The sequence below is a fragment of the Mesorhizobium sp. M0166 genome (assembly GCF_040322255.1).
In the GTDB taxonomy this organism is placed as follows: domain Bacteria; phylum Pseudomonadota; class Alphaproteobacteria; order Rhizobiales; family Rhizobiaceae; genus Mesorhizobium.
The window spans coordinates 134459-161310 of the sequence record NZ_JAMYTD010000011.1; the positions used below are offsets into that span (position 1 = coordinate 134459).

The window sequence follows — 26852 nt, forward strand, 5'->3', positions numbered from 1 at the left end:
CCCTCAGTTCTGCTTGATCTCCGAACCCTTCATCGTGATGTCACTTGAAGCCTTCACGTTGATCTTGCCCGAGCCTTTGACGGAAATATCCTTGCCTTCGATGTTGATGGTGCCGTCCTTTTTCATCGAGATCGCCGCCGATCCGCATTTGATCACGATGGAGTCGCCCGCTTCGATCAACAAATCCTTGCCAACCTTGATGGCACCATCCTCGCCAATCTGAACTAGGCTTCCCTTGGCTATCTTCAGCGCGCGCGCACCGCCGATGTCAGTCGCATCGTCCTCGGCAATCTTGGCGTCTCGTCCCTTGCCGATCTGCGAGGAGTGAGCGCCACCGATCTTGAAACTTTGGTCGGCACCTGTCTGGACGGATTGGTTCGATGCAATCTGCCAACTGTCGTCAGCACCAATGTGATGGCTCTGCGCCGCACCTACAGTGACGGACCGGGTCGCGCCGATTGTATTGGCTTGCGGGCCGCCCACGGTTCGGGTCTCGGATGCTCCGACTGAATCGACGCGCGCCGCGCCGACGCTGACCGTCTGGACGATCGCGACGGTTTGCGTGTGATTGGCGCCAATCGTTTCGGTAGAGTTGGATCCAATATTGATCGTCTCGTTCGATCCGACCGTTAGCGAGCGGTTCACACCTACCGTCTCGGTGTCGTTGTTGCCAATATTGGTTGTCTGGTCGACGCCTACTTTGACCGTCTTGTTGTTGCCGACGTCCTCGTCGAGATTGTGGCCGACGGAGTGCTTAGCGTCGTGGTCGATGCGGTCGGACTGATCGTGCTGAACCAACTTTTTGCGGTCGTGCTTGATCAGAAGGTGATGGTCCTTCTGAGCCTGGAAGTTGACCAGCTCAGAGCCGGCCTTGTCCTCGAACATCAGCTCGTTGTAGCCGCCGCCGCCTTTCGATGAATCGGATTTCCAGCCGGATTGCGTGGCGTTGCCGGGCAGCCCGTAAGGCGGCATCTGCGCGGCATTGTAGACCCTGCCGGTGATGATCGGCAGGTCAGGATCGCCTTCGATAAAGTCGACGATGACCTCTTGCCCGATGCGCGGTATCTGGATGAAACCCCAGCCGCTCCCGGCCCAGGTCTGCGAAACTCGCACGAAGCAGGAACTGTTCTGGTCCTTCTTGCCCAACCGGTCCCAATGAAACTGGACCTTCACCCGCGCATACTTGTCGGTGAATATCTCCTCGCCGGACGGACCGACCACCGTCGCCGTCTGGGGACCGCGCATGATCGGCCGTGTCGTGACCCGCGGCGGACGATAGGGCAAGGCCGTAGGTGCCACACCAAGGATCACCTTGAAGTTCTCGCTGTCGACGTCGGCATGGGGTCTGTAGCCAGGGTCAAAAAGCCTGTATTCGGCGCTGACCACCAGATACTCCTGGTTCTGATCCTCGCGCGGAAAGCCGTCCAGCTTGAACGTGCAGCCTGAGTACAGGCCCCGCACGGTTCCGACCGCCGCGATGCGCTGGTGCACCGCCTGGATTTCCTCGCGCCGGATCGCCGCCAGGCTGTCGCCGCGGCCCACTTCCAGATGCGCGCCGGGTTGCCGGTAGTTCTCCCCCGCAGCCAACTTGTGACTGAACGGCTGGGCCGACTTGGCCATCAGGTCGGCGCCCGGTTTCTTGAAATCATAATCGGTATGGACATAGGAGCCCGGCCGCACCGAGCTGCCCGGGATCCATTCGGTGATATATTCGACATCACGCCGGGAGCCCTGCCCCTCAAAGTGGTACGGCACTTTTTCATAGCCCGGCGCTGGCTTCAGCTTGCTCATCGCATCGGCCAGCACAAGGGTGTGCTTGCCCTCGCCATGCTCGAAGAAATACAGGATGCCTTCGTGCTCGAGCAGCCGCTGCACGAAGTCGAGATCCGTCTCGTCGTACTGGACGCAGTACTCGCGCGGCGGATAGGACCCTTGCAGGCGCTTCTCGAATCTTGCCGTGCTGTATTTCGAAAATACCTGTTCAACGATTTCGATGACGCTCATGTTCTGGAAAATGCGGCAGTCGGTCGTATTGCCGAGAAACCAGAGCCATGGCCGGACGACTGCTTCGTAATAGGCCAGCCGATCCTCGATCCGGGTGAGGCGAAAGTCCGACACGATGCCGCTGAACCAGCGCTGGGGGTCGGCTTCACCTTCGATGGAGACGGGGCCACCCAGCATCTTCAGCGGATCGATATCGGGGCTGGGGCTTACGAACCCGACCGTGTAGGCCAGACAACGGCTGATCTCATCTCGACCGATGAGATGTGTGAAGGTCAGCAGCTCAGCGCCAACTGGCGTTTGCACCACCGTGGCGCGTTGTTCACTCGGCATGGGTCGTGCCCCTCCTGGGCCAGCAGCCAGCGCGGCGGATTTGAAGATCCTATTCAGGAACTCGAAATCACATCTAACCTCGATGAATGCCAGTCCATGTCGAGCGTAACACATGTTGTTGTGCTGGCCAAAGAGGACCATGAAGCGCCGCCCGGCCCTGCGCTACCAAGAATTCGCTCGCTACGTTGCGCCAAAGTGATGCGAATTTGGGATTAGCCACTCTAAAAACATGGAGTATCGTGTCGGCAAGGCCGCCAGCGATCACACAGGCGATTTCGCATGTTAATCAGTCTGCAGATCAGCAACGTCGATGCCATGCCCGCCGGCGTGTCGCCCGGCTACAGATCGCGTAATCGCAGCTTCAAAATCGGGCGCGAACATTGCGACTGGATCTTGCCCGACCCTGAGAAATTCATCTCCGGCCGGCATTGCCAAATCCGATATGAAGCAGGCGCGTTTTGGCTGCACGACATTTCGCGAAATGGCACTTTCATCAACGGATCGAGCCAACGTATCACCGGTCCGCGCCGGCTAGACCACGGCGACAGGCTCCTGGTCGGCCGCTACGTCATCTTGGTATCGATTGACGACGAGCATGCAATGCCAAGTCATCCGGAGGCCGACCGAGGTTCGACGCAACGACACATGCCGGCCGCGGCCGATCGGCTGCTTGATTCCGGAGGCGAGCCTCTCTTCCGTTCGGCAGAGCGATGGCTCGAGCAAGCACCGCCATCGACATCGTCGCTGCCTACGGCTCTCCCCTCGACGACAGACGAGGTGCTGCGGGAAATGGCAATCGGCGCAGGCATCTCGCCGGAATTGTTCCAATTGCGTGATGCGCATGAAGTCGCTGCCGAAATCGGCGCAGTGCTTCGCACGATGGTCGAGCAACTGGCCATGCTGCTGAAGGCACGTGCGGCTGCAAAGACATTGGCCAAGAGCCCACACCGAACGATGATAAGCTCCGCTGAAAACAATCCCCTCAAATTTGTCCCAGGGACCGACGACATACTCGAAATCATGTTCGCACGGCGCAGGGCCGGCTATCTCGATGCCAGGCGCAGCGTCGAGGACGCGTTCCGCGATCTCAAGGCGCACGAATTTGCCACCTATGCCGCCATGCAAGCTGCGCTGTCGCGACTGCTTGACGACCTGTCGCCGGAAGCGATCGGCAAAAAGCTCCCGCCGACATCGTTCAGCTCGAAGAAGGCCCAAGCATGGGACGCTTTTGTCGGGACGTGGCGGAGCATGGAAGAAGCACACGAAAACGGCATGCTGGATATATTCTTGGCCTATTTTAGCGAGGCGTATGCAAAAGCCGATAAACAAAAATAGACGGACTAAACAAACTGCGGCGCTTTAGCTCACGAAGAAAAAACGCATCGGCGCGCCGCATCATGTTCCAATCGATAACATCTGAGACTACGATCACATGCGACAGTTCGCCAAGCGGGTAAGCCTGATTGACCTGGGGTCTGCGGCAAATGTCAGATTGCGGCGCCATACTTTCTTGTAGCTCCGGACCGCCTTGCCGGAAGGACCATTGCCTGCCCTATCCAGCCAGGAAAGATCTGGCGCCTCTCGCACGCGAGCGCGGACACTGCACGGCAGCGGCATATCGGCGATGAGCTCGAAGGACGATCCTTTCGGCCCGGTCGGCAAGACCGTCATCCGCACCAATCCACGACGCGGGCAGAATGCGAAACCAGCCGCAAACGGACCGATTGCGAAGACCGTCGCGGCCCCGCATGTCAAGGAATCGACAGTTTTCGATCCTGACATAGGTCGGCATATGCCGCCGGACTGGACATCCGGAACCATTCTTTATCAGGGAGCATCGTCCGGTACAGCGGCCAGAGCCGAGGCGGCCGGGTCAAGGCCGACCATTCAGCAGGAGGTGCTGCTTGGCGCCGCAGACACGGTAAAATATTCGACGGCAAATCCGATCCTCGCTGCGTCAGCGCCGTTGCTCGTCCTGTTCGGGCATCTCAGGCTCGTGCCGGTCGAAAGACAGGCGGCGCCATTGGCCGAACATATCGCCGATGCAATCGAGAGGTTCGACTGGACGCTGGAGAAGTCAGGGGTTCCCGAAGAGGATGCGCGGATCGCGAAGTTTGCCCTTTGCGAAACCGCCGATGATCTTGTGGGCAACCTGCCTTGGGCCGGCGAGGACACCTTGGCACAGCACAGTATGCTGTCGCGGTTCTTTCACATCGAGCCCACCGGCGCCGGCTTTTATGAAGCACTGAACAAGGTGCTGGCCAATCCTGAGCCACACTTAGACCTGCTCGAACTGATGCATGTGTGCCTGTCCCTGGGATTTGAGGGCCAGTATCGTGGCCTGGCGCGCGACGATACCAGTCTCGAACGTGTGCGGCGCGACGTCTACGAGACGCTTCGCTACTTCAGGGCCCGTGCCGGAGAGGACATCTCCCCCCGCTGGCAAGGCATGGCCGCTACGATGGTGCCGTCTTCGACCCGCCTGCCGCTCTGGGGTGTTGCTGCAGCGGCGTCAGCCCTGCTGACGGCCGCGTTCTTCACGCTGCGGGCGTTCATGACCGATGAAGGCGATGCTGCAGCCAGACAATTGCTGGCGCTCAATCCCTCGACGCCTGTGACGATCGAGCGCGCCAGTGTGATACCCCCACTTGCCAAACCGGTGACAGCCACCTCGCCTGCCGTGACCGGCCAGATTGACCGCATCCGCTCAGCACTGTCCACGCAAGTCGAGCGCGGCGGGATGACCATCGGCACAAAAGGCGACTTCATTGTAGTGGAGATCAACAATCAATTGTTGTTTCCGCCCGGCAAGACCGAAGTGAAGCCCGAGTTTCTGCCACTGGCCGCACAGATTGCCGCAGCCCTTGAGCACGAGCCAGGGTCAATCACGATCGTTGGCCACACGGATAATGTGAAACCACGGAAATCGAGCACGTTCAAATCGAATTTTGACCTTTCGGTCGCCCGCGCGAAGGCTGTTGAGACAATGATCGCGGCGAAGCTTAGCGATCCCTCGCGAGTAACCCCCGAGGGCAAGGGCGAAGATGAGCCAATTGCCGACAATGCGACGTCCGAGGGCCGCGCCAAGAACCGCCGTGTCGACGTTATGATCCCCAAGGAGGAAACGCTGTGAACACCGCCGGTGGGAAACGCCAATGATGCGTTGGCTGCCGCGGATATTCAGCACGGCCGCGTTGGGCGGTTTTGCGGCGGCGATCTGGTTTGCTGGACCTTTGATCCGCTTCGCCGATATGCGGCCGCTGGGACCTGTCTGGTTGCGCGCGACAATCATCGGCACGATCGTGGCGGCCGCGGCCCTCGTTTACGGAGTGCGCGTCTGGCAGGTGAGAAAGGCGGAAAAAGCGCTCGAGACCGCCGTTGCCCGCAACGACGGGGGAAATGACGATTCACCGGTGCTCGAGGCGCGCATGAGTGAGGCCATCGCAACACTCAAGCGCTCGAGCGGCAAGCGCAATTTCCTTTACGATATTCCCTGGTACATCGTCATTGGCCCGGCGGGCGCCGGCAAGACGACGGCACTGGTCAATTCGGGTCTGAATTTTCCGCTTGCCGGTTCAGGAGACGCCCAGCCGGTGGCCGGAGTTGGCGGCACCCGCTCCTGCGACTGGTGGTTTACCGAAAATGCTGTGCTGATCGACACGGCGGGACGCTACACCACGCAGGATTCCAATGCTGGAAGCGACAGCAAGAGCTGGCTTGCGTTTTTGTCACTGCTCAAGAAACACCGCACCAGACAACCGATCAATGGGGTTATCCTGGCCATCAGCCTTGCCGATCTCATCAGCCTCGATGACCAGCAGCTTGACGCCCATGTCGTGGAAATACGCAGTCGCCTGAGGGAGATCCACGAGACGCTGAAAATCCAGTTTCCGGTGTACCTGCTTTTCACCAAGGCCGATCTTGTTGTCGGCTTCATGGATTATTTCGGCAGTTTCGAGGAGCCGCGCAGGCGCAAGGTCTGGGGCGCGACATTCCAGACCACAGACCGCAATAAGAACATGGCCGGTGAGGCTTCGGCCGAATTCGATGCACTGGCGAACCGCTTGGCGGACGAGATGCCTGATCGCCTGCAGGAAGAGCCTGATCCGGTCTCGCGCATATCGATTTTTGGCTTTCCGGCCCAGTTTTACGCGCTGAAGGGCCGAATTGCCAATTTCGTGACCAGCCTGTTCGATCCGGTCCGCAGCCAGGTGAACGTCAGCTTGCGTGGGCTCTACTTCTCGTCGGGGACCCAAGAGGGAACGCCTATCGATCAGGTGCTGGGCGCAATCGGCCGCAGTTTCGGCAACAATTCCCGCCCCCACCTGTCCGGGACCGGCAAAAGCTTCTTTTTGCACGATCTCCTGACTGATGTCATTTTCGCCGAATCCGGGTGGGTTTCCTATGACCGAGCGACCGAGAGGCGGGCAGCGGCCCTCAGATATGGCGGCTTTGGCATCATAGCCTTGATCACTGCAGCGGCCCTTGGCGCGCTCGGGATGAGCTTCATGGCCAACCGCTCGCTGATCGCCTCCACCACGCAGGCGACGAGCCAATATCGCGAGACAGCCGACGCCCTGCTCAAAAGCACCACGGTCACCGATGTCGACCTTGAAAACGTCATCGGCCCGCTCGACCAGTTGCGCAAGATGCCGGCCGGTTTCGAAACCAGTGACTTACCGATACCGATCGAGGAAACGGTCGGCCTTAGCCAGCGGGAAAGGCTTCTTTCGGCATCGACAACAGCCTACCGGCAAGCACTGGAACGAATGTTGCGGTCGCGTCTGCTTGTTCAGGCCGAGCGGACCGTCCAGGCGACGATGGCTGAGCCCGCCGCGCTCTACGAACCGCTCAAGATCTACCTGATGCTTGGCGGCAAAGCACCCAAGGTCGATGACGCATTGATCATCTCCTGGATGAAGCAGGATTGGGAACAGAACCGGTATCCAGGCGAGAGCAACCGCGAAGGACGCGCGCAGCTCGAAAAGCACCTGCGCGCCATGCTTGCGTTGGACGATGCCTATGATCCGGCTTTCGAACTCAACCAGCCGCTTGTGGAAGCCGCCCAACGTTCACTCGGGCGCATGAGCCTTACCGATCGTGCGTCCGCATTGATCAAGTCGGCGGTGTACGCGGCTGCGCTGGACGATTTTTCTGTTTCGCAAAAAGGCGGGCCGGAAGCGCAGCTTGTGTTCGAGCGCGTCGATGGCGGCGATCTGTCGAAGCTCCGTGTTCCCGGTCTTTACACCCATGCCGGATTCAACAACTTTTATCTCGGACAGCTTTCGCGCATTGCGCAGACACTCGTCGACGACCAGTGGGTCCTGGGCGGTGGCGGCGAGCAAGGCGGGATCGATCAGGAGTTGCTCAAGCTCGGCCCCGAACTTCTCGATCGCTACGGCAAGGAGTTCGCAGCCGCGTGGAACAGCGTTCTCAATGGTTTGAAATTCAAAGCCATGCTGAACGACAAGCCGCACTATGTCGCGCTTTCCGCCGTTGCCTCACCAAGCTCGCCGATCGAACAGCTTTTTGCCGCGATTGCCGAGGAAACAGCCTTGGCGCGCGACCCTGTCTCCGGTGAAGACTCAGGCAATGGGACGCAAGCCGGCACCGTCATGCGCCAGTCCCAGGACGCTGCGGACATGGCCAAGGGCCTGGCTCGCATCGGCATTCAAATTAGCTCCGCAAAGTCGCAAAGCCGTGCCGGTATGGGGTCGGCGAAATTTCAAACCCAGAGCCCCGGGGCAAACATCGAAGCGCAGTTCAGGTCCTTCCAGGCTCTGGTAAGCGGGCCTTTTGGACACCGACCGATCGATGCGCTGACCCAGAATTTTCGCGATATCCAACAGAGCCTGCAACTGGCAACCGAGGTCCCTTCGCAGACGGAACGTGTCAACGCCAACCTTCAGCTGCAGATAGCCACCCTTCGCGCCAATGCATCGCGTCTGCCCAAGCAACTCGGCAGAATGGTCAACGCAACTGCAGACGAATTTGAGGGCAACGCGGCTGAAATTTCGTTGACGAATCTGAACGAGATGCTCGACCAGGCCGTCACGCAGCCCTGCGAGGAGGCGGTCAACGGCCGCTACCCGTTTGCCGGCGATGGTACCGAGGATATTGCGATGGCGGACTTTGCCAAGCTGTTCTCTCCGGGCGGCCTGATGGATCGGTTTTTCGCACTAAACCTTGCTTCCTTGATCGACATGAGCGGCCAGGACTGGAGCTGGAAACAGAATGCGCGCTTTGGGCGCGATCTGTCGAAGTCGACGCTGAAAAACTTTCAGGTGGCTGCGGAAATCCGCAACGCCTTTTTCCCCTCGGGCGGATCAATGCCCTCGGTCAACCTGACGTTTACTCCGTTCTCGCTGAACGGCGATGCAGATTCTGCGGTGCTCGACATCGATGGCCAGATCGTGCAGAGCAACCAGGCGGGTAACACGCCAAGCACGGTGTCCTGGCCGAGCGGCGCGGCCTCGGCGTCCGCCAGTCTGAGACTTACACCGGAAATGCCGGGCCGCGAATCCGTTATCAGCTTCGACGGGCCGTGGTCGCTGAAGCGGTTGCTGGACAAGGCGACGATCACCAGCAAAGACGGCACTGTTGAGGCGCGCTTCGTGGTTGGTGGACGCGACGTCAGTTATACGATCCAGACCGGTCCCGGACCCAGCCCCTTCTTCCTTCCCGCACTTTCTGTATTCAGCTGTCCGAAGGCTTTCTGAGAGGATTTGAGCCTCGCCGAGGGCAAGTGGGATCGCGAAATCTAGTCGATCTGAGGTTTGTCTTGCATCAATGAGCGGCATCAGCGAACGCCTGGTTGATGTGCGTATCCAAACCATCGCCTGCCAAACGGTGCCTTCCCCATCCGGGCAAGAACCCGCCTCGCCAGGGCCCCACGAGCGGCGTTCGTCCGAAGGACCGTATCGAGAACCGTCGCCGGCAGCACTGGCGGCGTGCTACTTGGCGGGCAGCAAAACGGATTTCCGATAAGTCTCGAGCACTGCTGCAACCTTCGTCGAACATGCTCGATAAGGATCGGGTCTCCTTTGGCAGAAGTTGAAAGTCAGCTCTCTTAAGTTGAAAGTCAGCTCTCTTAAAGAGAGCGAGGCACATCTCGCTGGAATGGTGTCGCGATTGGTAGGCCAATCCATCCGGCTGATCTCGATGCGCCCACAGCGCATCAGACCAAAGGCCGCAAGGTTCATAGGGGCCCGTCGAAATCGCATTGTCAGTGCCCATGGTTTGAAGGCCCGGCCCATACAGACGCGCAACGCGCAAGGGCCGGTCCGCGACCAACCCCGATGCCGAACGCTCCACTATATCCGCCATGCCGACCATGAGGCGTTGCGGATTGCGCAGCTGTGGTTCGGCCAACGCCCGGCGAAGCGTCAGACCGGCATAAAGGACCACGAACCGTCCGCCCGCGCTGTCAAAACGGTTCGTCGGTGGCACGCCCCGTCCCGGTCCGAAAAAAATCGGGTCGAGCCAAGATCGGTGAACACGGTGCAGCACCTGACCGGCTTCTATTTTGTCAATAGAAAGCGAGATATCGTCAAGCCAATCGGGAGGAGGAGGCGCCAGGCCGGGTGGACCGCGGCGCGGGGCCCGATCCACGGAAATCATGCAAACCCATCCACAGCCTCACTGCGTAGAATGCGCAGAACTGAATCCGCCTCGCCGGCCCTCAACGCCTCAAGTGGCGTGCGCCCTCCGAGCACCGAGTCGGGGGCGAGCAAGAAGTCCAGCGCCATCCACGATCCGGCTGAAGTGTAGGCCCGCACAACGTCCGCGATGCCGGCGACCATATCCGTTTCGTCAAATTGGCAAGCAGGATAGTGCCAGTCGCTCCCCTGCCGAACCGCAAGCAACGACCCGGCCCGCCGGCGCTTGTCCACTGCCTGACGCGAGATGCCGAGCAGCCGTCCGGCATTCTCGGCCGACAGCGTGCCGCCCGCACGCTCAATTAGAATTTTGCGGTGTTCGACGTTTCTTGCCAGGGCGGGGACGAGTGGATCGAGTTCTATGACGGCTGACCCGATGACGTCCGACTGGCTGAGAAGCCGGGCGAGCGAACCGGCATCGGTCGGGGCCGACAATGCGTCCAGAACCTTTGGTGAGGCAGTGGCTGCAATGCGCTCAAGCGCCGATGTGGCGCGTCGAAGAAACACTGCCTGCAGACTATCAGACCCGATAATATTAGTGTTTGGCGCTGTTCGAGCCATGCTGATCTCACTGGTTGACATCAGGAATATATAGAAACGATGTTGCCTGCGTTAACCAGCCGGATGTCACGGCGAGGATCGATAGTTGGCTATTATCTACCCTCCTGTTTGAACTGCGTCGGCAATGCGCGCTGGGTGGGCACGCTGCTCACTCGGATCCTGGAAGAAGTCGGGCTCCTGGCAGTGGCATCCAGGTGGTCTTCTGGGGAGCCGATAATGGCGAGATCCTACGACGTCTTTCCGCACATTCCGGGGTACTGACCGCTGCTTGGTTGGTTGTGAGATGAGCTGGAACGCTTAGGGACCGGCAAGCCGTGCCAGATGGGAAGATCGCAGCATGCGCAGTTGAGCAGGCAACTGAGCGCTGCCGCTCCCTCAAATCATCTCTTGAGCTCTTTCTCGTGGTGACCCGCCAAAACGGTCAGGCGCTCAAAGCTAGATTTCGATATTTTAATATTCGAGCCTGTGGCAAAGTGGCGCCAGCGAGCGCCTGAGAGTGCGCTGCAGAGGACGCTTCGAGAAGCGCTTGGTGGCAAGTTGAGCGATGTCGCCCTTTCCTTTGAAAGCTTCGGCGTGAGCCACAATGGCTGTGTCCGTGAGCACAATGAAGACAACTATCTGGTCGAGCCGCGAACCGGCCTGTGGGTGGTGGCCGACGGAATGGGTGGGCATGAAGCCGGAGAGGTTGCTTCAGCCAGCATCGTCGATCATCTGGCCACGATCGGCATTGCCAGTTCCGCCCCGGATCTTCGTGCACGCTTCGAGGACAGGCTGAGCCGTGCCAACGCCGAGATCCGCAGGATCTCCGAGTCCCGCGGCATAACCATCGGCTCCACCGTTGCCGCCCTGTTGGCGATGGATGGGCGATTTGCCTGCCTGTGGGCGGGCGACAGCCGGGTCTATCTGATCCGCAACGGCGCGATCTCACAGATCTCGAAGGACCACACCGAAGTTCAGGAACTTCTCGACCGCGGCATGATCAGCGCAGCCGAGGCGCTCACCTGGCCGCGCCGCAATGTCATCACGCATGCGGTAGGCGTCAGCGACGAAATCGTCATCGATTTCCAGCAAGGCGAAATCATGCCCGGAGACATCTTTGTGTTGTGCACCGATGGGCTGACGGCGCATCTGACCGATGCCGAGATCGGCGCCACGGTTGTGACTGCGACACCTCAGGCGGCCTGTGAGGCTCTGCTGAAAACGGTGCTGGAGCGAGGCGGGACAGACAATGTCACGATTGTGCTGGTAAAATTCGCAAACAGAAGCAATGGGCACCCCCCCTACCCTGATCTGTCCAGAGCGGAGGGTTGAGGCCGATGAGCGCCGACGACAAGACGCGAATATCGCCGCAGCTGGCCAACACCGCCGTCGGTACGCAGCTTAGCGGCATCTACGAACTTGACGAGCGGATCGCATTCGGCGGCATGGGTGAGGTCTACCGCGGGCACAACATTCAGACTGGCGACCATGTCGCGATCAAGATCGTCCTGCCCGAATTTGCCCGCGACCCGACGATCTTGTCCTTGTTCCGCAAGGAAGCGTCGATCCTCAATCACCTCTCGCATGATGCCGTCGTGAGATATCACGTCTTCACCATCGACCCCGGAATCGGTCGTCCTTACCTTGCGATGGAATTTGTCGACGGCGAGTCGCTTTACGACATCATCCGGCGTGGCCCGATGCCGACTGAAGAGGTACGCAAGCTCTGCCATCGCCTCACGTCGGGTCTGAGCGCCGTGCATGAGGCGGGAGCAATTCACCGCGACCTCTCTCCGGACAACATCATCTTGCCAGGCGGGCGGGTTGACCGCGCCAAGATCATCGATTTCGGTATCGCGCGATCGGCGACCGTCGGCGGTGAGACCCTGATCGGCGGAAAATTCGCGGGAAAGTACAACTACGTTTCCCCCGAACAGCTTGGGCTATACAGCGGCGATGTCAGCGAGCAGTCCGACATCTACAGCCTGGGGCTAGTGCTGGTTGCCGCCCTGCGCGGCAAGCCGATCGACATGAGCGGGTCCCAATTCGAGATCATCGAAAAGCGTCGGACCGTGCCTGACCTGTCCGACATCGACGACGATTTTCGCGGCATCGTTGAAGCCATGCTGCAGCCGGATCCGCGAGACCGCCCGGTAAGCATGGCGGAGATCGCCAGGATGACGCGTGACGAGGACGAAGGGACATCGCCACCGACGTCCATCCCAAACCGCGACAGGCCGGGTCTGCCACGAGCGGGGCAAACGCTTGCGCCCAATCCGAAGGCCTCGTCCCCGCCATCCAATGTCTTGGGCCACGAAGCGCCTTTGGCAACAGGCTCGACTGGGCAGCGGTTTGTCCCGCATGTCCGGCCGGCGCTGTTGTCCGAACCGCGAGCCTCACCGGTCGCCGCGCCGCCACGTGCGGTCGTGGGCGCTGTTCCTGGACGATCCACAAAGACGCGAACCATCGCAATCTCTGCCTTCGCGACATTGGCTCTCGCCTCAGTTGCCGGCGTTTATTTCAGCGGCTTTACAACGCCCTCCGCGCCGAGCGCCAGCAAGACCTCGCTTTCCGCGCCAGAGCCCCCACAGCCTGCCCCACGAGCAACGATACCTGTCCCCGAAGCATCAATGCCAGAGGCAGAGGCATCGAAGCCGCTGGCGACGGACAATGTTGCGGACACCCTTGAACCGCCACAGGAAGTTCCAGCCCCAAAGCCGCAAACGGAGACTGCGTTAGCACCAGCCGAAAATCAGGCAGGGGCCGCAGATCGAATGCCGCCGCCGGCAGCGTCGCCCAAGATACTCCCGAAATCCGAGGAAACGTCGACGCCGTCAGCAAGTGCGGCGCAACCGCCGGCCGAAAACGCAACGCCGTCAATTCAGCCCGAAACGCCCTCGCCACCTGCCAAGCTTGTTCCTGCCCTCCCGCCGGTCGAAAAGGCTCCGACGCCGCCCGAACCAGACGCCGCGGCGAGCCAAAAGCCTGAACAGCAGGCAAGCCAACAGGCGGAGGCGAAACCGGCCACGCCAGCTCCCGAACCGGCTGCAGGTCAGGCAGATGCGACGAGCGCAAAGGAGCAGCAGGCCGACCTGCCGCCGCCCAAACACCAGGCGAGCCGGCCGGCGAAGGCGATACCCGCAGCGCCCGTTCCCAAGCCGGCTGAACGCCAGCCGGATGCGACGAGGGCAAAGGAGCAGCAGGCCGACCTGCCGCCGGCCAAAGAACCAGACCAGGCCGTGGTCGCCCTGAACTTGCCTAAGCCAGAAGTTGCCCCGGTAATCGACGATATAGCGCAACGCGTCTCGTGGGTTCGCGACTTCAGCGGTGGCGACTGTTTCTACGCCGCCGTGACCTCGATAACCGATAAGACCGCTGCCATCGAAGGATTTGGAACCGCGGTCCAGCCCTTCGAGCAGATGTTGGCTGATTTCCAGGCAAAGTTCCACGTTGAGCCGGACATCAACGTGCGCCTCATTGAGCCGAGCCAGTGCGAAGTCACCAACTTCCTGCGCTTTCTGGGGCAGACTGCTGGCGAAAAGCCGCAGCTTGTCCTCGATCGAACATCGGTGCCGAACGGTACGCCGATCAGCGGTACGCTGGTGACGCGTGGCGGGCTCATTTCCAGCGTGCTGCTGATCGACCACAAAGGCATGATGTTCAACCTCGACGACCGCATGGTCGTGCAATCGGACAAGGCTACCTTCAGCATCCCGATCGGTCTCGGCGCCGCCGACAGGGCAGCAGGCAAGGCCGTGCCGCAGATCATCATGGTGATTACCGGGCCCCAGGATATCCAGTCGGCTGCATTCTCCACGCCAATGCCAGCCTCACGGCTGTTGCCCAAAATTCTCGAGGAAATCGAGGCCAAGGGATCCAAGTTCTCGGCCAGTGCCAAGTATTTCCGGCTCGGCGGGTAGCATGGGCGTCCGATGGAACTCCATAGCTCGATTCTGCCCCGCTCGTCTTCCGACCTGCCTTTGAAGCAGCGTGGTCGGCTTCGAACCTTGCTTGCCTCGAGGGGCCGCACGAGGCTTGCGGTCGTTTCGGCCGCCGCGTTGCTGGCCGTGCTCTCATGCAACGAAGCGCGCGCCGAATTCACGGTGTGCAATCAGACGCTCGACGTTGTCAACCTCGCCGTCGGCCAGGAGGTCGACAATGCCGACCAGACCGATGGCTGGTGGACCATCGGCGCAAATCAGTGCGTGAATGTCATCCGCGAGGAACTGGCGAACCGCTACATCTACCTCTACGCCACTGACGTTTTCGGCCATGCCATCCTGACCGGATCGACCGAAATGTGCATTGAGCGGCGACGTTTCTCGATACGCGGCATCGACGAATGCTGGCAGCGCGGCCATATTGCCGCGCGATTTGTTGAAGTCGATACGCTTGAACAGGTGCGTTGGACGTTTTTCCTGACCGGAAACAGTCCGTGACGCACGCTATCGACACCACCTTCAAGGAGAAGAAGCAAGCACGCGCTGCCCTTCGCCGGCGCACGTTTTGGCGCAGGCTTCTTGCCGGCTTCGCCACGGTTTTCCTTTGTTCGATTGCCGCCGGCTTCTATCTCACCGCGGACTATTGGTCGTTTGGCGACGAAGACGAGGAGCTGCATGCGGTCGAAGGAGCCGACGATGTGCCGGCTGATGCCTCTGTTTATGTACCTGCCATCATCGGCCTGCCGGGGGACCCGATGTGGATCACGCTCGCACCCGATTCCGGCGCCGCAACGAAAGGCCGTGTTGTTCCACGTCCGGCCGAACTCGACCTGGCCGGGGTTTCGCCACAGATCGAGATTTTGTCCGACGTCATGCTCAGCGCCAGCGAGAAATTCATGACGACCATACCGTCGACGCAGGAGGATTTTGCATTCTTCCAGGCGCAACGAAAGACGGCTCCCGCCGCTTCCAGCGATCTGCAGAACAACCTTCAGCCATTTCCTGCCCCGGATGAACCCGCGCCTGCTGCCGATCAACTGGCCGAAGCCGACGACCCGGAGGCCGGCTGGGGTGAAACAATCGATGCAGGCGATGCAGCTCTTCCCGCGTTCCACAAGACCCAGATCGAAAACAACACCAGCGTCGTAACCGTCACGAACGAATATCAGCGGTTCGAAACGACGCAAGACACGTTCGTGAAGATCCTCAACGATCGCAGTCTGGACAGCGTTGCGCTCGATGCACATTTCTCCGCCGACGACGCCAAGCAGGCAGGCGAGGCGCTGAAGGCCCTCTTCGGCCGGGACGGCCTGGAACCGGGCTATGTCGTGGCCATGCGTGGATACCGGCCCAACCGCGAGACGACAACGATGTCCCTCATGCAGGTGTCGATCTACGCCAAGAACGTCTTTGTCGGTACGCTGACGCGCAATGCCGCGGGCGTGTTCGTATCGGGCGTTGATCCTTGGGTACGTGAAGATCTGTTCAACTACTCGGGCGCGCCCGCCGAAGGCGCCCACAAAAGGCAGTATCGTCTGCTCGACGCGATCTATTCGACCGCGGCACGCAATAGCGTTCCGACCGGCGTGATCGGCGAAGCCATCATGTATCTGTCGAGAGGACAGGATCTGGACGCCTTCGCAAGCGAGGACCAGCGTCTTGTGCTGATCTATTCGCAGACGCCGCGCGGCAAGGACGAAGGCGCCGGGCGCGTGCTGTATGTTGGTGTCCAGGGCACGACAAAAAGTCTCGACTGTTTCGTCTTCCAGCAGGGCGATGGCCAGTTTGCATGCGTGACAGGCGACGATCAGGTCCGCTCGCTGACGGTCACCAACGGCATGGTCACGCCGGTCAACGGGGTCTTGACCTCGACCTTCGGGCCGCGCAAGCATCCAATTCTGGGCACCGTTCGCATCCACAAGGGCGTCGACTGGGCGGCGCCGGTCGGCACGCCGATCGCAGCCGCCTTCGATGGCGAAATCAGCTTCCAGGGCGATGGGGGCGGCTATGGCAATCTGGTCAAGATTTCGCACGGCAGCGGGCGCGAGACGCGCTATGCGCACATGCAGAAATTCGCAATCGTCGGAGGTGTCGGCACCAAGGTGAAGGCAGGCGACATCATCGGCTACATCGGCACCACCGGACTGTCGACCGGACCGCACCTGCATTTCGAACTTTACCAGAATGGCGCGGCGATCGACCCGCTGGGCACAGTTACCGCGGTCGCGTCGGATCTTTCCGCCGTGGAAACGCTCACCGACCGCATCGTCCACGTCGAAAGTGGCGGCAGTGCCCGTGCCAAGAACCCGAATTCTTCAGCGACCGGCGCCGGCCAGTTCATTACCAAAACCTGGATCCGGATGATGAATACATACCGCCCTGAACTGGCACGCACGCTCTCGACCGCCGACCTGCTTGCCCTGCGTTACGACGCCACGATCTCGCGCGAGATGGTTCGCAATCTGGCGCGAGAGGGCGAAGCCTATCTTCGGGCGCGTGGCCACCAGATCACAGCCGGCCGGCTCTATCTGTGCCATTTCCTCGGCATGGAGGGGGCGCATCAGGTGCTGTCGGCGTCGGGTTCGGCGCAACTGAGCGCCGTGCTCGGATCAGCCGTCATTCAGGCCAATCCCTTTCTCACCGGCAAGACCGCCAGCTATGTCGTGGACTGGGCCGAAAGGAAGATGGGTCGAAAGCTCAGCCCAGCCACGACCGCCGCAAGCCAGCAGTCCACGACCACGACTGAGGTCCGGCAGACATCGCCCGAGTTCGCAAAGTACAAACAGGTGATCACGGCGATGCTGAGCTCCGTTCAGAATGCGCTTTGAACCAGGGCCGGCGTCGGCAAGTCGCAACCGCTTCGCAGACGCAGCCCGATTAGTTCCCGGGTCCGCGATTTCCCGACCAAGCCGCTGCACCTCAGCGCCAGGGTGGTGGTGGGCGGCGAGCTGGAGGAACTGTCAGCAGGCGTTCAAACGACTGCCCTGCCCGCCGCAATGCCGTTGTGGCTCGAAACTGCCGCACAGTTTCCGGCGGCATGCGCCAGCGTTCGCTACTCGGTCTTTATGCGCATTTCCACACGGCGATTGACAGCATCGTACGGATTGGGGCTGCGCGGATGCGCTTCGCCCAGGCCAATCGGGTTAATGCGGGCAGCCTCAATGCCGCTTGCTGTCAGGAAGGACGTCACAGATTGCGCCCGCCGCTGTGAGAGCCGCTCATTGTAGTTTGCCGGACCGGAGGCGTCGGTATAGCCTTCGACGACAAAGTGGAAAGTGCTTAGCCGGTTGTCCTTCAGGGCCTTGGCAAACTCCGCAAGCTCGGCGCGCGCGGTCGCGTCGAGTTCGGCCGAATCGAGTCCGAAATTGATCAGCATGTCGAGACTGGATTTGTCGGCGGGTCCGTCTTTTGCCTTGGTCCTGCTCTTGCACTGCTCATCGGTGCCGACACAAATTCCACGCGACTTGCCAAGATCGGCCACGCCGGCAAAAAACTTCACGATATCTTCTGATTTCTGGACCGGGTCGGCGTAAACATGGGTCGAGAAAACCAAGACCGCCAACACCAAGGGTGAACTGGCCCACCGCATAGCGGTTACTCCTGTTGAGCATCCGATATTAACCAACCGTGAACATACCAAATTCCGAAGCAATTGTCTGCGGGAAATACCGAGCCGCGGCTGTGTCACCGGTCATCACCCCGCCGCAAGTTGAGACTTGACCCGCGCCGCGCTGCGGGCTTGAGTGCCGGCAGGCTCTCGATGAAAGCGTGGCGTCATGGCCAACGGGCTCCGATTCAAAACGGCACGAGATCTTTTCATGGCTTGTCCTGCGGCTGCCCTGGACATGCGAACCCTTCCAACCGAACAGCGTTCGATCGAGTTTTGCCGCGGCCTCCTCGCCGGGCGCGTTCCCGAAGAGGCAATCACCTTTTGCGCCTACCTGCTGCCGGATCGGGCTGCGGTCTGGTGGGCTCATGAATGCCTTGGGCATTTGAGCGAGCTGCTCGATGAAACTGATCAAAAACTGCTCGCACTCGTCAGCAACTGGGTCAGCGAACCGGGCAGCGCCCACCATCGCGCCGCGCTGGGCCAGGCAGCGGCAGTGCCACCTACAACCCCGGGCGCCTGGATTGCGTTGGCTGCGGTACGGCGTAGCAATGGCTTTGGTACTGGCGGATCCACCGGCCGCACAGCAGTGCCACCGGCCTTACAGCCGTTGCCTGCCGCCCATGCCGTCAATGCCGGAGTTCTGGCAGGACTCGCGCGTGTTGCACTTGCGGACCGTTTTGCCGTCCTATCTGCCTTTGTTGAAATGGGCTTACAGATGGCCGAGACCGAGGCGCTGCGCCAATCAGCGGACGCATACTAGCCTCGCATGTTTTCTGTCAGGGCTGAAGGCGAGAGGGAACAACTGCTTGGCGCGGGTGTCCAAAGGAGTCGGGATTGGCTGGAACTGCGCAGGGCCGAGGGGGGGCTCAGAGATGACGTTGATCAGATTCTCATCCGCGGGTTGGCTACCGTCGTCCGCCTCTTCGCCTCGGTGCTTTCCTCGGTCTAGAGGGCGACGTCGGGTGGATTTTGCGGGCCACCAGTCTCAGCCCCGGAAGATGAGTTCTAGCAATGTGCTGCTGTCCCTGCTCGCCGCGATCTAGGTGTTCTCTGGGCAACGTTGCCATGACGGCCATATTTGAATCAATTCGAGGTACGAAAGCGTACTGAAGGCTCGTCAGCCAGTTCCTGCTCACGCTGGTCAAGCGCGGTTAGCAACCCGGCAAAGTGCTTCGGCATTTCTGCATCGACTTCCAACCCTAGCCGCTTGCGCAAACCTGACGATTGCCTTCCGAACTGATCAAACGTCGGTAGGCTGTTCGTGCTTCGTGGTGGCGGCATCAGCTAGACCCACGCTCCACTGACGGCCACGCTTGGTCCACTTCATGAGTTACTTGCTGTTGCCCTGTGAGTTGCAGACGTAGATTGACGGGACCGGAGCAAACCAGTCATGCGATCACTCTTTGTCGACCCTATCAATTTCATCAAGCAAAGACTTGTGCTCATCCGGAAGCCCCTGATCTACCGGAAGATTTAGCGCCTTGCGGAGGTAGTCGCGGATGGCTTCTGACGTGATCCACCGTCGTATGAGATCGGCGATAACCTTCTGTTTCTTTCGTCGAACTCAACCATGGCCGGCCTACATGCGAATAGGTCCGAACCATCCCGTGATCCGATTTGTTCCTTAGCTATTCTGGCTATTCTTCGGTGTCGAGCAGGACGGCCCTTCCATCATATGTCGCCAGATCGATCAGAATTTCACACAGTTCGAGGTTCGTCTCGTCTGCGTGTGGGCCCAGGTCACGGAGGGCCGCTACGGCCGTTCTAAAGGCACACCAGGCACGATTAGATCGTTTAGATCGTTCCAGTTCCGCGAGCGGGTATCGCGCGGGCACTTTCGGTGCAGACTGTCGAGCGTTGCGGACCCTTCAACATCCGCCACTAATAGGGTCCCCTTAGAGGGCTTCGTGCAGCAAGGAATGCTTTTCATCTCGATCAGGATGGCGCGGGCCGACACGCTGTTGTGGAGCTCATCCGTGGCTCTCAATCGGGCCGTTTTCTGATTTCCGCACACGACGAATGTCTATGCGGGGATTGGCCCCATAGCCTGTTTGACCGAGAATTTTCGAACCGAAGGTCCAGATCTTACTTGCAGCCGCCTTGCGCCCACTTGGCCAGCGCCACCTTGAAGCGCGTCCCGAGCGGATGCTGCAGGCGCAGCACGGAGACATCGTTGGCGGCGAAATTCTTCGCCTGTTCGCACAGCCGAACCTCATTCCACTCATGACAGCCATTGCAGTGCTTGCCCTGCCACACCGCTTTGTCGAGCCCTTCCACGGGAGCAAAGAGCGGCTTGCCCGTGATCAGCTCGGCGATACTCTTGCCGTCGATCTTTGGATCTCCAAAATCGACAGGTCGGTCGAAAAAGATCGGATCGTCCGAAGCCAGTTTCGGGATTTTCTGCCGCAGGACATTAAGTGCAAGCTGTGCCTCATCCTCGCCTGACGAATTTCCGGTGGCGTTGCGCCCATCCGAGCCGCCTTCCGCTGGTTGCGGACCGGTCGCTTCGCCGACGATCAGCGGCGCGTTGAGATCGACTCTGTGCAATACGACCTCGGTGGTCAGCGAGACATTGATCCACGGGCGCTGCTTGCCGGCGGTTGCTTTGAAGACATCGGCGGTGACCATGTTCATCGCATCGGTGATGGAGACGTTCGAAGCTCCGATATGGGCAAGCAACGCAGACGTGAACGGCGAATGTTCGCTCGATCCGTCATAGGCGACCTGATTGGGACTGGTGGAGAACGCGACCAGCGTGCCGGCGCCGCCATTCTCGATCGGGATTTCGGCAAGCCCGCTTCTCGCTCCCTTGCCGGCCGCCTTTGCCAACACTTCGGCCAGGGGATTGTCGCGACAGGCATCGAGGAAAATCAGTCTTATGCTGGTCTCGCGCGACATTTGCCGCAAAACGAACTCGACAGGCACGGCCTCGAAATCAAGCGAGGTCTCGTCTTCCAATGCGGCATCGACCGGAAGGAGGTAGTTGCTGCCTGAAACCTGCAAACCATGGCCGGCGTAAAAGAAAAGGGCAATGTCGGCGCCGCGAACCTGCTTTGCGAACTGCGCAATGGTCGTCTGGGTCTGCAATTTGGTCAGATCGAAACCGGAGACGACTTCAAAGTCCAACGTCGCAAGGCGGTCGGCAACAGCCTGCGCGTCGCGGACCGGGTTGGTCAGCGCCGGCGCATGCTGGTACTGGGAGTTGCCAAGGACCAGAGCAACACGGCGTTCCGCATTGGCCGCCGTCAATGCCAACAATAGAGAGAGCGTCACCAGCCCGATCATGCGCGGGGTGCTGCCAAAACAGGCAATCAGCTGGAAGCCCCGCCGGAACAAGAGGTCCTTCCTCAGTTGACGAGCTTGGTGGCGGAAAACTCGATCCGCCGGTTGAGCGCCTTGTCCTTCGGCGTATCGTTGGCCGCAACAGGCCGCTCCTCGCCATACCCGGTCGCCGTGATCTGCGTTCGTGCAATACCCGCGGCAACGATGGCGTCGGCAACAGCCTGAGCCCTGCGCTCCGACAGCAGCTTGTTGGCCTCAGGCGAACCGTCGGAATCGGTATGGCCGGAAACCTCTACCTTCAGGCTGGGACACTTGCCGACCACGCCAACCACCTCCGCCAGCAGCGGGCGGCTTAGGTTGTCGAGGCGCGCGCTCGCCGACCGAAAGTAGATGGCACCAGTGCGGGAGAGCACCGCGAACCGGTTGAGGCACTCCTCGTCGCTGAAGTTCGCCTTCGCGGCATCGGTGGAGACGGGTCCGACGTCGGCAGTACTTGCCGCGACTGTCTGCACGGCCGCGGGCTTGCTGCCGTCAGCGTTGAACACGAAATCGAACGATACCGAAGCGGTCGGAACAATGTTGGTCACATTGGCGGCCTGCTGCAGTTTGTCGACATTCGGCAGCAGTCCGAAGTCCTCGACATGCACGGCAACAGGCGCCTCCGAAGCGACGGAGACCATGCTGTCGCTGATCATGGTCACCACAACATTGGCCTCGAGATCCTTATCGACCCCGTGCAGGTTGAGGCGAAATGGCAGTACTGCCTTCACCCTTCGCTTGGTCGCCAGGTCTGCAAATGCGGCAGGGTCCACTTTTGCGGTCAGTTCGGCGGACGGATATTTGAATGTCTCAAAGAAGAGGAACCGCATGCGGACATTGCGAAGGTCGACACCGGTGTCGACGGAGTTGAGGTCAAAGGTGATCTTGGCCTCACCCGCCGAAGAAAGAGTGCCGGCTATGTTCCTGATCTTGTTGGTTTCGACGATCGTGTTCTTCTTGACCGACTGGTAGGTGAGCACGGACGCCGTCGGGTCGAGCGTCCAGTTCGTCTGTGCATTGGCGCTTTCCAGCCCAGGTACCAACAGCACCGATAGCGCAACGATCAAGCCAAGGGTGGTGTTTAGGGCGAAGCAGCTTCTCGAGCCCGTCTTCCACCAGTCTCCGACGACTTCGAACATGGAACCCCCCACAGGACAACAGCCTTCTGTGTCGCAATCACGACCATGCCGTGCCAAAGAGAGCATAGAACAATTGTCGAGGCTTGGCGAGCACCGGCGAATCGACCGCAACGGTGTAAATCCGCTCTGGTCCGGGCTGCGGAAGTCCGGCAAAATGGTGATGGACGAACACTGGCTGCGCAGCAGTCTTGTTGGCGGATATTGGAGCTGATTGAAGAAATCGCTACAGCAGCTGCCGCCGTCTCTGAAGGCCGGTCATGTTGGCCCAGGCCAAGTGAGGGAAACGCCCGCCTACTTCATCCTGCTTGTGCCGCGGACGCTTACTCCGCCAGCCCGTCGTCGACCTATTCTGTCGGTATCCATCCGGATACCGCGCTGAAGATGGCTTCCCCTCCGCAGGTATCAAAGCATTGTCTCAATAGCTGAACTGTCCGACCAATTGGGAGCTCCACATTTGTAACCAAATCGCCAGCTCCGCGTTCCTTCAACGGCGTTCGGCTGTGCCCTCGCGATCCAGCCTTTTGATTCAGGATTTCTGAATGGCCAACCGTGACACGAACCGGCATGAAGGAAGCTTCGACTGCCTGATCGTAGGTGGCGGGCCAGCGGGCCTAACGGCTGCGACTTACCTTGGAAGATTTCGAAGGCGAGTAATTGTTGTCGACGCAGATGAAAGCCGTGCAAAGTGGATTCCCTTGACACGCAACTGCCCGGGCTTCCCAGATGGCATTACCGGCCCTGACCTGCTTGAGCGCCTCGAACTGCAGGCTCCTCGATACGGCGCAAGCTTGGTCCGCGACAGGATCGTATCCATTCGCAAAACGAAGGCTGGGTTTTTGGCGGCCGCTTCGTCTCCCATTCGTGCCCGCTCGGTGCTCATTGCAACCGGCGTTGTTGACGTCCTCCCGGATCTTCCTAGCGCTACCGACATGATCCAAGCTGGCGTCTTGCGATTGTGCCCTATCTGCGACGGCTATGAAGCAATCGACAAGCGGGTGGCCATCATCGGACCGACCGAACACGCAATGAAAAAGGCGTTGTTCATGCGCACTTTCACTCAGGATCTCACCCTGCTGATTACCGATCCATCCGAGCTCTCCCCGGACAAGCGTAACAAACTCAAAAGCGCCGGAATCAAGATCGGCATATGCAGACCCAATGCCGTTTGCGCCACGGGCCGGGAGGCGGTAGTGGAACTCATCGACGGCGCAACGCTCTCGTTCCAGACCATCTACCCTGCGATGGGCTCAACGATCCGCTCGCAGCTTGCGGTCGACCTTGGTGCATGCTGTGACAAAGCGGGCAATCTCGTCGTGGATTCGCGCCAGCGCACTGCGGTCCGCGGACTTTATGCAGCCGGAGATGTGGTCGACGAGATCAATCAGCTTGCCGTAGCATTCGGCCACGCAGCGGTCGCAGCAACCGACATGCACAACTATCTTGCAAATGGCGAGAGCGAACATTGGTCCCAGGCCGAACACGGCCCACGGTGACATCAAGCACACGGCGCCCGGCGCCGACGCCGAGAACAAAGCATGAGGAACGAAGAGACACGGCGACCGTTCATGATCATCGGGATTCAGCATGTATCTTTTTCAAATCCTCCTACCTCCCGCGGACAATTCCGGCAGACCGTTCCCCAAACAGGAATTCGACCGGCTGAAAGAGGAACTGGCCCAGCAGTTCGCCGGCGTTACGGCTTTTTTGCAGGCACCTGCCGAAGGTCTGTGGCGGCAAGGCGACCAGTGCAGCAACGATGAAATCGTCATCTTCGAGGTGATGGCGGAGGACAATGATCTGCCAGCCTGGCGGATACGCCGTGCTGACCTTGAGCGACGCTTTCGTCAGGACGAGGTGATCATCCGTTACTCATCGATCGGCGTCGTGTAGGACGCATAGAGCTTCGGTTCCGGCGGCGGGCAGGCTCGACGCAGGTTGACCAGAGCGGCAAAGGTGCGGCCTCGAAGTCCCTCACACGATACAGTCAGCTCCCGGCGATCAGCAACTTCTTTCCAGTTTCGCGTCTGTGACGGAATCTATGCAGTAAGGCCCGCGTCTTCGGAGGGATGAAAGACGCGGGCCTCGACCGGCTTGACCGATCCTGCAGCCATCAGGAGTAAACTTGCTGCCAGCACCGAACCTTCGGGGTGGCTCGGTTGTTCCCGCTAGTGGAATAAAAAGCCCGCCGCATATGAAGCACGGCGGGACTGATGATCGATCGAATGCTATTCACCAAGCATGGGTCAGGGACGTTGCGCCGTTCAAACCAGCCTTGACCCCGCCGACCTAGGTTTGTGCCACCGCGTACTTCAACGGCACTGCGTCGACGAAACGTCGAACCTCGCCCTTGGACGGCGACGTCTCGCATCTCGCGTTTTGACCTTTGTTGGAGGGCAAAAGCACGAGGGCGAGCTCCTCGAACTTCTTAGACCGAAATGATATACTGTTCTTCCCGGCGCCGAATGCAACGAAAGCTGTTACCGAGCGTTGCGATGCAACTAACTCGAGAAACGAGTATCACGGCGACCGACACACGCAAGCGTGGCTGGGAGTTTACTATGGACGACGACAAGAGCGATCATGACGACCTCAAAAGTCTCGTAGCGAAGTCTGTTGCGAAGGAAACCGGCATAACGGCGGCCCAGGTCCTGGATCTGATAAACATGTTCGGCACGGACCCCCCGTCATTGCTACGCGAAGCGCGCATGCTGAATGCCCGCCAGCGGCCGGCCGAGAAGTCGCAGTCGCCGCGCTAGACACCGAATTGGACCGTCCGGCAGCACCACGGTGGAACCTTTCAGAGCCGCCGTGATTCGAATTTACCGGCCTTCCTACGGCGATCATCTTGCCCATGGTTCGTAAACCGCGCGGTGGAGTTTGTCGGCGAATTTGTTCGCCGACCCGCGAACGGGCGTTCATTTGAGTTTAGCATGCCCCGAGCACAGCCTGTTCAGTCTCAATTGCATCGTGTAGCGGGGCTTAAAATCGCGAAGATGCGCGTCATGCAACTTCCGCCCTCTCTTCGCGTTTAGCCGCCTTCAATCCTGGTGAGCGAGAAAAATGCAGGCGTTCATTCCGATTACAATTTACCTGAATTGCAAGCCGATGGTGGTTGCATCAATTTCCGACGCTGCGAAAGCGCTTGAACAACCATGGCCATACGCGGCCAAGCCGCGGCGGGTCGAAGCCGTCCGAATGATCAAGGAATGCTTGGCCGGTCATTGCAACCAACAAGCTGCGATCGATGCCTTCAAGGCGGCCGCAATCGAACAGGGACTTTTTACGCAAAGGCCTCCGAGCGTTGGCCTCCGAAATTAGATGCCGTTATTAGAGACGTGGTGTGAGCTCATATTGCTCTCGCCATCTGGACCGCAGGCAGGCTTCGCCGGCATCGCTATGCCGACGGCTTCCGCGGCGTCGACGTTCCCGGGAAAATGCGGCAGCGCTCGACGGCGGTGTGCTTCCACATAGCGCGGGCAAAGCTGGCAAACCTGCCCATAACTTGGAAGTGCTTTCGCCAGCTCTGCGAAAGATGCACTCCCTCGGAAGCGACCGCCTCGTGCCGGACTCAGCTTGCCCATGATGGCTTTTGAGTAGGGCTCACGGGCCAGAGACTCCCCCGTGCTTGGTTTCTCGATCCGCCGCCGCCGCTTCCATTTCGAGCCGCGCCAAATGGGCCTTAATTTCCTCAGGCTCGGCGTGCTCCAGCCCGACCACATTGTTCCTCGTTTCCTTCAATGCAACGATAATTTCATCGAGCTTGGCATGGATGGCAGCAGTGTCGCGATAACCCTGGATCAGAACAACGCCGGTAATCACAATCGCAGCTACGGAAAGCGCATAGGTGATTACGCTTGTTAGGCCGAAAGGGACCATCGCAGTGCAGGCTATCATGGCCACGATGATCACATAAAAGCCGGGCGGCCGGGACAGAAAGTCAGCCATTACAAAGAGAAATCGGTTCATGTGAATCCCCAAACAAATGATGTAATCCGATTGGGGCTCGATTTTGGGTGCTCGTCAATGCGGTCCGCAATGCGGGGGGCTCTCGCCTATGAGCCAGCGCACTGAGGCTCCTGGACTGCGCATGAACGGTTGCTGTGCAGTCGTGGTTACTTTTTCGCTTCTGCGGAAACGTGGCGTCCCCATTATCCTCTCCGGATAGGACGCGATGGTTGGCGCTAGAGATGCCGTCGTTCGTTCCCCCTCTATGGTTCTTCTTTGCAACCGCGCGCTCACCGCCATCGGCACAGGACAAGATCCCGCCTTGAGGCTGGTTAGGCTTCGCTTACCAAAAAAGATGACGCTT

At 59.9% G+C, this 26852-nt stretch carries 19 protein-coding genes; 12 read left to right on the forward strand and 7 right to left on the reverse strand.

Annotation, left to right across the window (positions count from 1 at the left end):
- Window positions 1–3 precede the first annotated feature (3 nt).
- Window positions 4–2334, reverse strand: a complete 2331-nt coding sequence (locus NKJ46_RS15190) for a type VI secretion system Vgr family protein (protein WP_352665783.1) — start codon at window positions 2332–2334, stop codon at window positions 4–6.
- A 279-nt stretch (window positions 2335–2613) separates the two neighbouring features.
- On the opposite strand from NKJ46_RS15190, the gene tagH reads away from it, so the two are divergent.
- The 3 genes from tagH to tssM all read left to right on the forward strand — a co-directional run bounded on the left by tagH (window position 2614) and on the right by tssM (window position 9053).
- A complete protein-coding gene (gene tagH, locus NKJ46_RS15195) occupies window positions 2614–3669 on the forward strand; it encodes a type VI secretion system-associated FHA domain protein TagH (protein WP_502903404.1) in 1056 nt (351 codons plus the stop codon).
- A 457-nt stretch (window positions 3670–4126) separates the two neighbouring features.
- Entirely contained in the window at window positions 4127–5467 is a 1341-nt protein-coding gene (tssL, locus tag NKJ46_RS15200) for a type VI secretion system protein TssL, long form (RefSeq protein ID WP_352665810.1), read from the forward strand.
- 22 nt (window positions 5468–5489) lie between these two features.
- Entirely contained in the window at window positions 5490–9053 is a 3564-nt protein-coding gene (tssM, locus tag NKJ46_RS15205) for a type VI secretion system membrane subunit TssM (RefSeq protein WP_352665785.1), read from the forward strand.
- Between the two features lie 67 nt (window positions 9054–9120).
- Here tssM and NKJ46_RS15210 read toward each other — a convergent pair whose 3' ends face one another.
- The gene (locus tag NKJ46_RS15210) at window positions 9121–9954 is read right to left on the reverse strand and encodes an RES family NAD+ phosphorylase (protein ID WP_352665786.1); all 834 of its coding nucleotides are present in this window, start codon (window positions 9952–9954) and stop codon (window positions 9121–9123) included.
- Complete coding sequence (locus tag NKJ46_RS15215; protein ID WP_352665787.1) at window positions 9951–10553, reverse strand: DNA-binding protein; 603 nt, start codon at window positions 10551–10553, stop codon at window positions 9951–9953. Before NKJ46_RS15215 ends, NKJ46_RS15210 begins: the two co-directional genes overlap by 4 nt.
- A gap of 537 nt (window positions 10554–11090) precedes the next feature.
- Here NKJ46_RS15215 and NKJ46_RS15220 point away from each other — a divergent pair.
- The 4 genes from NKJ46_RS15220 to NKJ46_RS15235 are packed head-to-tail and all read left to right on the forward strand — an operon-like array spanning window position 11091 to window position 17301.
- Window positions 11091–11864: a PP2C family protein-serine/threonine phosphatase gene (locus tag NKJ46_RS15220; protein WP_352665788.1), complete on the forward strand. Its 774-nt coding sequence runs from the start codon at window positions 11091–11093 to the stop codon at window positions 11862–11864.
- Window positions 11865–11869: 5 nt separating this feature from the next.
- Entirely contained in the window at window positions 11870–14452 is a 2583-nt protein-coding gene (locus NKJ46_RS15225) for a serine/threonine-protein kinase (RefSeq protein WP_352665789.1), read from the forward strand.
- Window positions 14453–14464: 12 nt separating this feature from the next.
- Complete coding sequence (locus NKJ46_RS15230) at window positions 14465–14971, forward strand: DUF1036 domain-containing protein (RefSeq protein WP_352665790.1); 507 nt, start codon at window positions 14465–14467, stop codon at window positions 14969–14971.
- Window positions 14968–17301 carry a M23 family metallopeptidase gene (locus tag NKJ46_RS15235; RefSeq protein WP_352665791.1) on the forward strand — a complete coding sequence of 778 codons (2334 nt, stop codon included), beginning with the start codon at window positions 14968–14970 and terminating at the stop codon, window positions 17299–17301. Before NKJ46_RS15230 ends, NKJ46_RS15235 begins: the two co-directional genes overlap by 4 nt.
- Before the next feature lie 224 nt (window positions 17302–17525).
- Here the strand turns inward: NKJ46_RS15235 and NKJ46_RS15240 are convergent, their stop codons facing one another.
- Window positions 17526–18062 carry an OmpA family protein gene (locus NKJ46_RS15240; protein ID WP_352665792.1) on the reverse strand — a complete coding sequence of 179 codons (537 nt, stop codon included), beginning with the start codon at window positions 18060–18062 and terminating at the stop codon, window positions 17526–17528.
- Between the two features lie 187 nt (window positions 18063–18249).
- Between NKJ46_RS15240 and NKJ46_RS15245 the strand changes: the two genes are divergently transcribed.
- Window positions 18250–18843 carry a DUF6931 family protein gene (locus NKJ46_RS15245; RefSeq protein ID WP_352665793.1) on the forward strand — a complete coding sequence of 198 codons (594 nt, stop codon included), beginning with the start codon at window positions 18250–18252 and terminating at the stop codon, window positions 18841–18843.
- A 1325-nt stretch (window positions 18844–20168) separates the two neighbouring features.
- On the opposite strand, the gene NKJ46_RS15250 is transcribed toward NKJ46_RS15245, so the two are convergent.
- The gene (locus NKJ46_RS15250) at window positions 20169–21419 is read right to left on the reverse strand and encodes a caspase family protein (protein WP_352665794.1); all 1251 of its coding nucleotides are present in this window, start codon (window positions 21417–21419) and stop codon (window positions 20169–20171) included.
- An 11-nt stretch (window positions 21420–21430) separates the two neighbouring features.
- Window positions 21431–22543 (reverse strand): OmpA family protein, encoded by a 1113-nt coding sequence (locus NKJ46_RS15255; RefSeq protein WP_352665795.1) that lies wholly within the window; start codon window positions 22541–22543, stop codon window positions 21431–21433.
- Between the two features lie 539 nt (window positions 22544–23082).
- Between NKJ46_RS15255 and NKJ46_RS15260 the strand changes: the two genes are divergently transcribed.
- The 4 genes from NKJ46_RS15260 (at window position 23083) to NKJ46_RS15275 (ending at window position 25861) form a co-directional block, all read left to right on the forward strand.
- Window positions 23083–24036: an NAD(P)/FAD-dependent oxidoreductase gene (locus NKJ46_RS15260; protein WP_352665796.1), complete on the forward strand. Its 954-nt coding sequence runs from the start codon at window positions 23083–23085 to the stop codon at window positions 24034–24036.
- Window positions 24037–24127: 91 nt separating this feature from the next.
- Entirely contained in the window at window positions 24128–24433 is a 306-nt protein-coding gene (locus NKJ46_RS15265; RefSeq protein ID WP_352665797.1) for a hypothetical protein, read from the forward strand.
- A 668-nt stretch (window positions 24434–25101) separates the two neighbouring features.
- A complete protein-coding gene (locus NKJ46_RS15270) occupies window positions 25102–25299 on the forward strand; it encodes a hypothetical protein (protein ID WP_352665798.1) in 198 nt (65 codons plus the stop codon).
- Window positions 25300–25603: 304 nt separating this feature from the next.
- Entirely contained in the window at window positions 25604–25861 is a 258-nt protein-coding gene (locus tag NKJ46_RS15275; RefSeq protein WP_352665799.1) for a DUF982 domain-containing protein, read from the forward strand.
- Window positions 25862–26143: 282 nt separating this feature from the next.
- Here NKJ46_RS15275 and NKJ46_RS15280 read toward each other — a convergent pair whose 3' ends face one another.
- Window positions 26144–26509, reverse strand: coding sequence for a low affinity iron permease family protein (locus NKJ46_RS15280; RefSeq protein ID WP_352665800.1), 366 nt, complete (start codon window positions 26507–26509; stop codon window positions 26144–26146).
- Window positions 26510–26852 lie beyond the last annotated feature (343 nt).

Excerpts from the sequence above, each read along its gene's own strand:
- NKJ46_RS15190 (WP_352665783.1), bottom strand. The coding sequence starts at position 2,334 with ATGCCGAGTGAACAACGCGCCACGGTGGTGCAAACGCCAGTTGGCGCT.
- tagH (WP_502903404.1), top strand. The coding sequence starts at position 2,614 with ATGTTAATCAGTCTGCAGATCAGCAACGTCGATGCCATGCCCGCCGGC.
- tssL (WP_352665810.1), top strand. The coding sequence starts at position 4,127 with ATGCCGCCGGACTGGACATCCGGAACCATTCTTTATCAGGGAGCATCG.
- tssM (WP_352665785.1), top strand. The coding sequence starts at position 5,490 with ATGATGCGTTGGCTGCCGCGGATATTCAGCACGGCCGCGTTGGGCGGT.
- NKJ46_RS15210 (WP_352665786.1), bottom strand. The coding sequence starts at position 9,954 with ATGATTTCCGTGGATCGGGCCCCGCGCCGCGGTCCACCCGGCCTGGCG.
- NKJ46_RS15215 (WP_352665787.1), bottom strand. The coding sequence starts at position 10,553 with ATGGCTCGAACAGCGCCAAACACTAATATTATCGGGTCTGATAGTCTG.
- NKJ46_RS15225 (WP_352665789.1), top strand. The coding sequence starts at position 11,870 with ATGAGCGCCGACGACAAGACGCGAATATCGCCGCAGCTGGCCAACACC.
- NKJ46_RS15230 (WP_352665790.1), top strand. The coding sequence starts at position 14,465 with ATGGAACTCCATAGCTCGATTCTGCCCCGCTCGTCTTCCGACCTGCCT.
- NKJ46_RS15240 (WP_352665792.1), bottom strand. The coding sequence starts at position 18,062 with ATGCGGTGGGCCAGTTCACCCTTGGTGTTGGCGGTCTTGGTTTTCTCG.
- NKJ46_RS15245 (WP_352665793.1), top strand. The coding sequence starts at position 18,250 with ATGGCCAACGGGCTCCGATTCAAAACGGCACGAGATCTTTTCATGGCT.
- NKJ46_RS15255 (WP_352665795.1), bottom strand. The coding sequence starts at position 22,543 with ATGTTCGAAGTCGTCGGAGACTGGTGGAAGACGGGCTCGAGAAGCTGC.
- NKJ46_RS15260 (WP_352665796.1), top strand. The coding sequence starts at position 23,083 with ATGGCCAACCGTGACACGAACCGGCATGAAGGAAGCTTCGACTGCCTG.
- NKJ46_RS15265 (WP_352665797.1), top strand. The coding sequence starts at position 24,128 with ATGTATCTTTTTCAAATCCTCCTACCTCCCGCGGACAATTCCGGCAGA.
- NKJ46_RS15270 (WP_352665798.1), top strand. The coding sequence starts at position 25,102 with ATGGACGACGACAAGAGCGATCATGACGACCTCAAAAGTCTCGTAGCG.
- NKJ46_RS15275 (WP_352665799.1), top strand. The coding sequence starts at position 25,604 with ATGCAGGCGTTCATTCCGATTACAATTTACCTGAATTGCAAGCCGATG.
- NKJ46_RS15280 (WP_352665800.1), bottom strand. The coding sequence starts at position 26,509 with ATGAACCGATTTCTCTTTGTAATGGCTGACTTTCTGTCCCGGCCGCCC.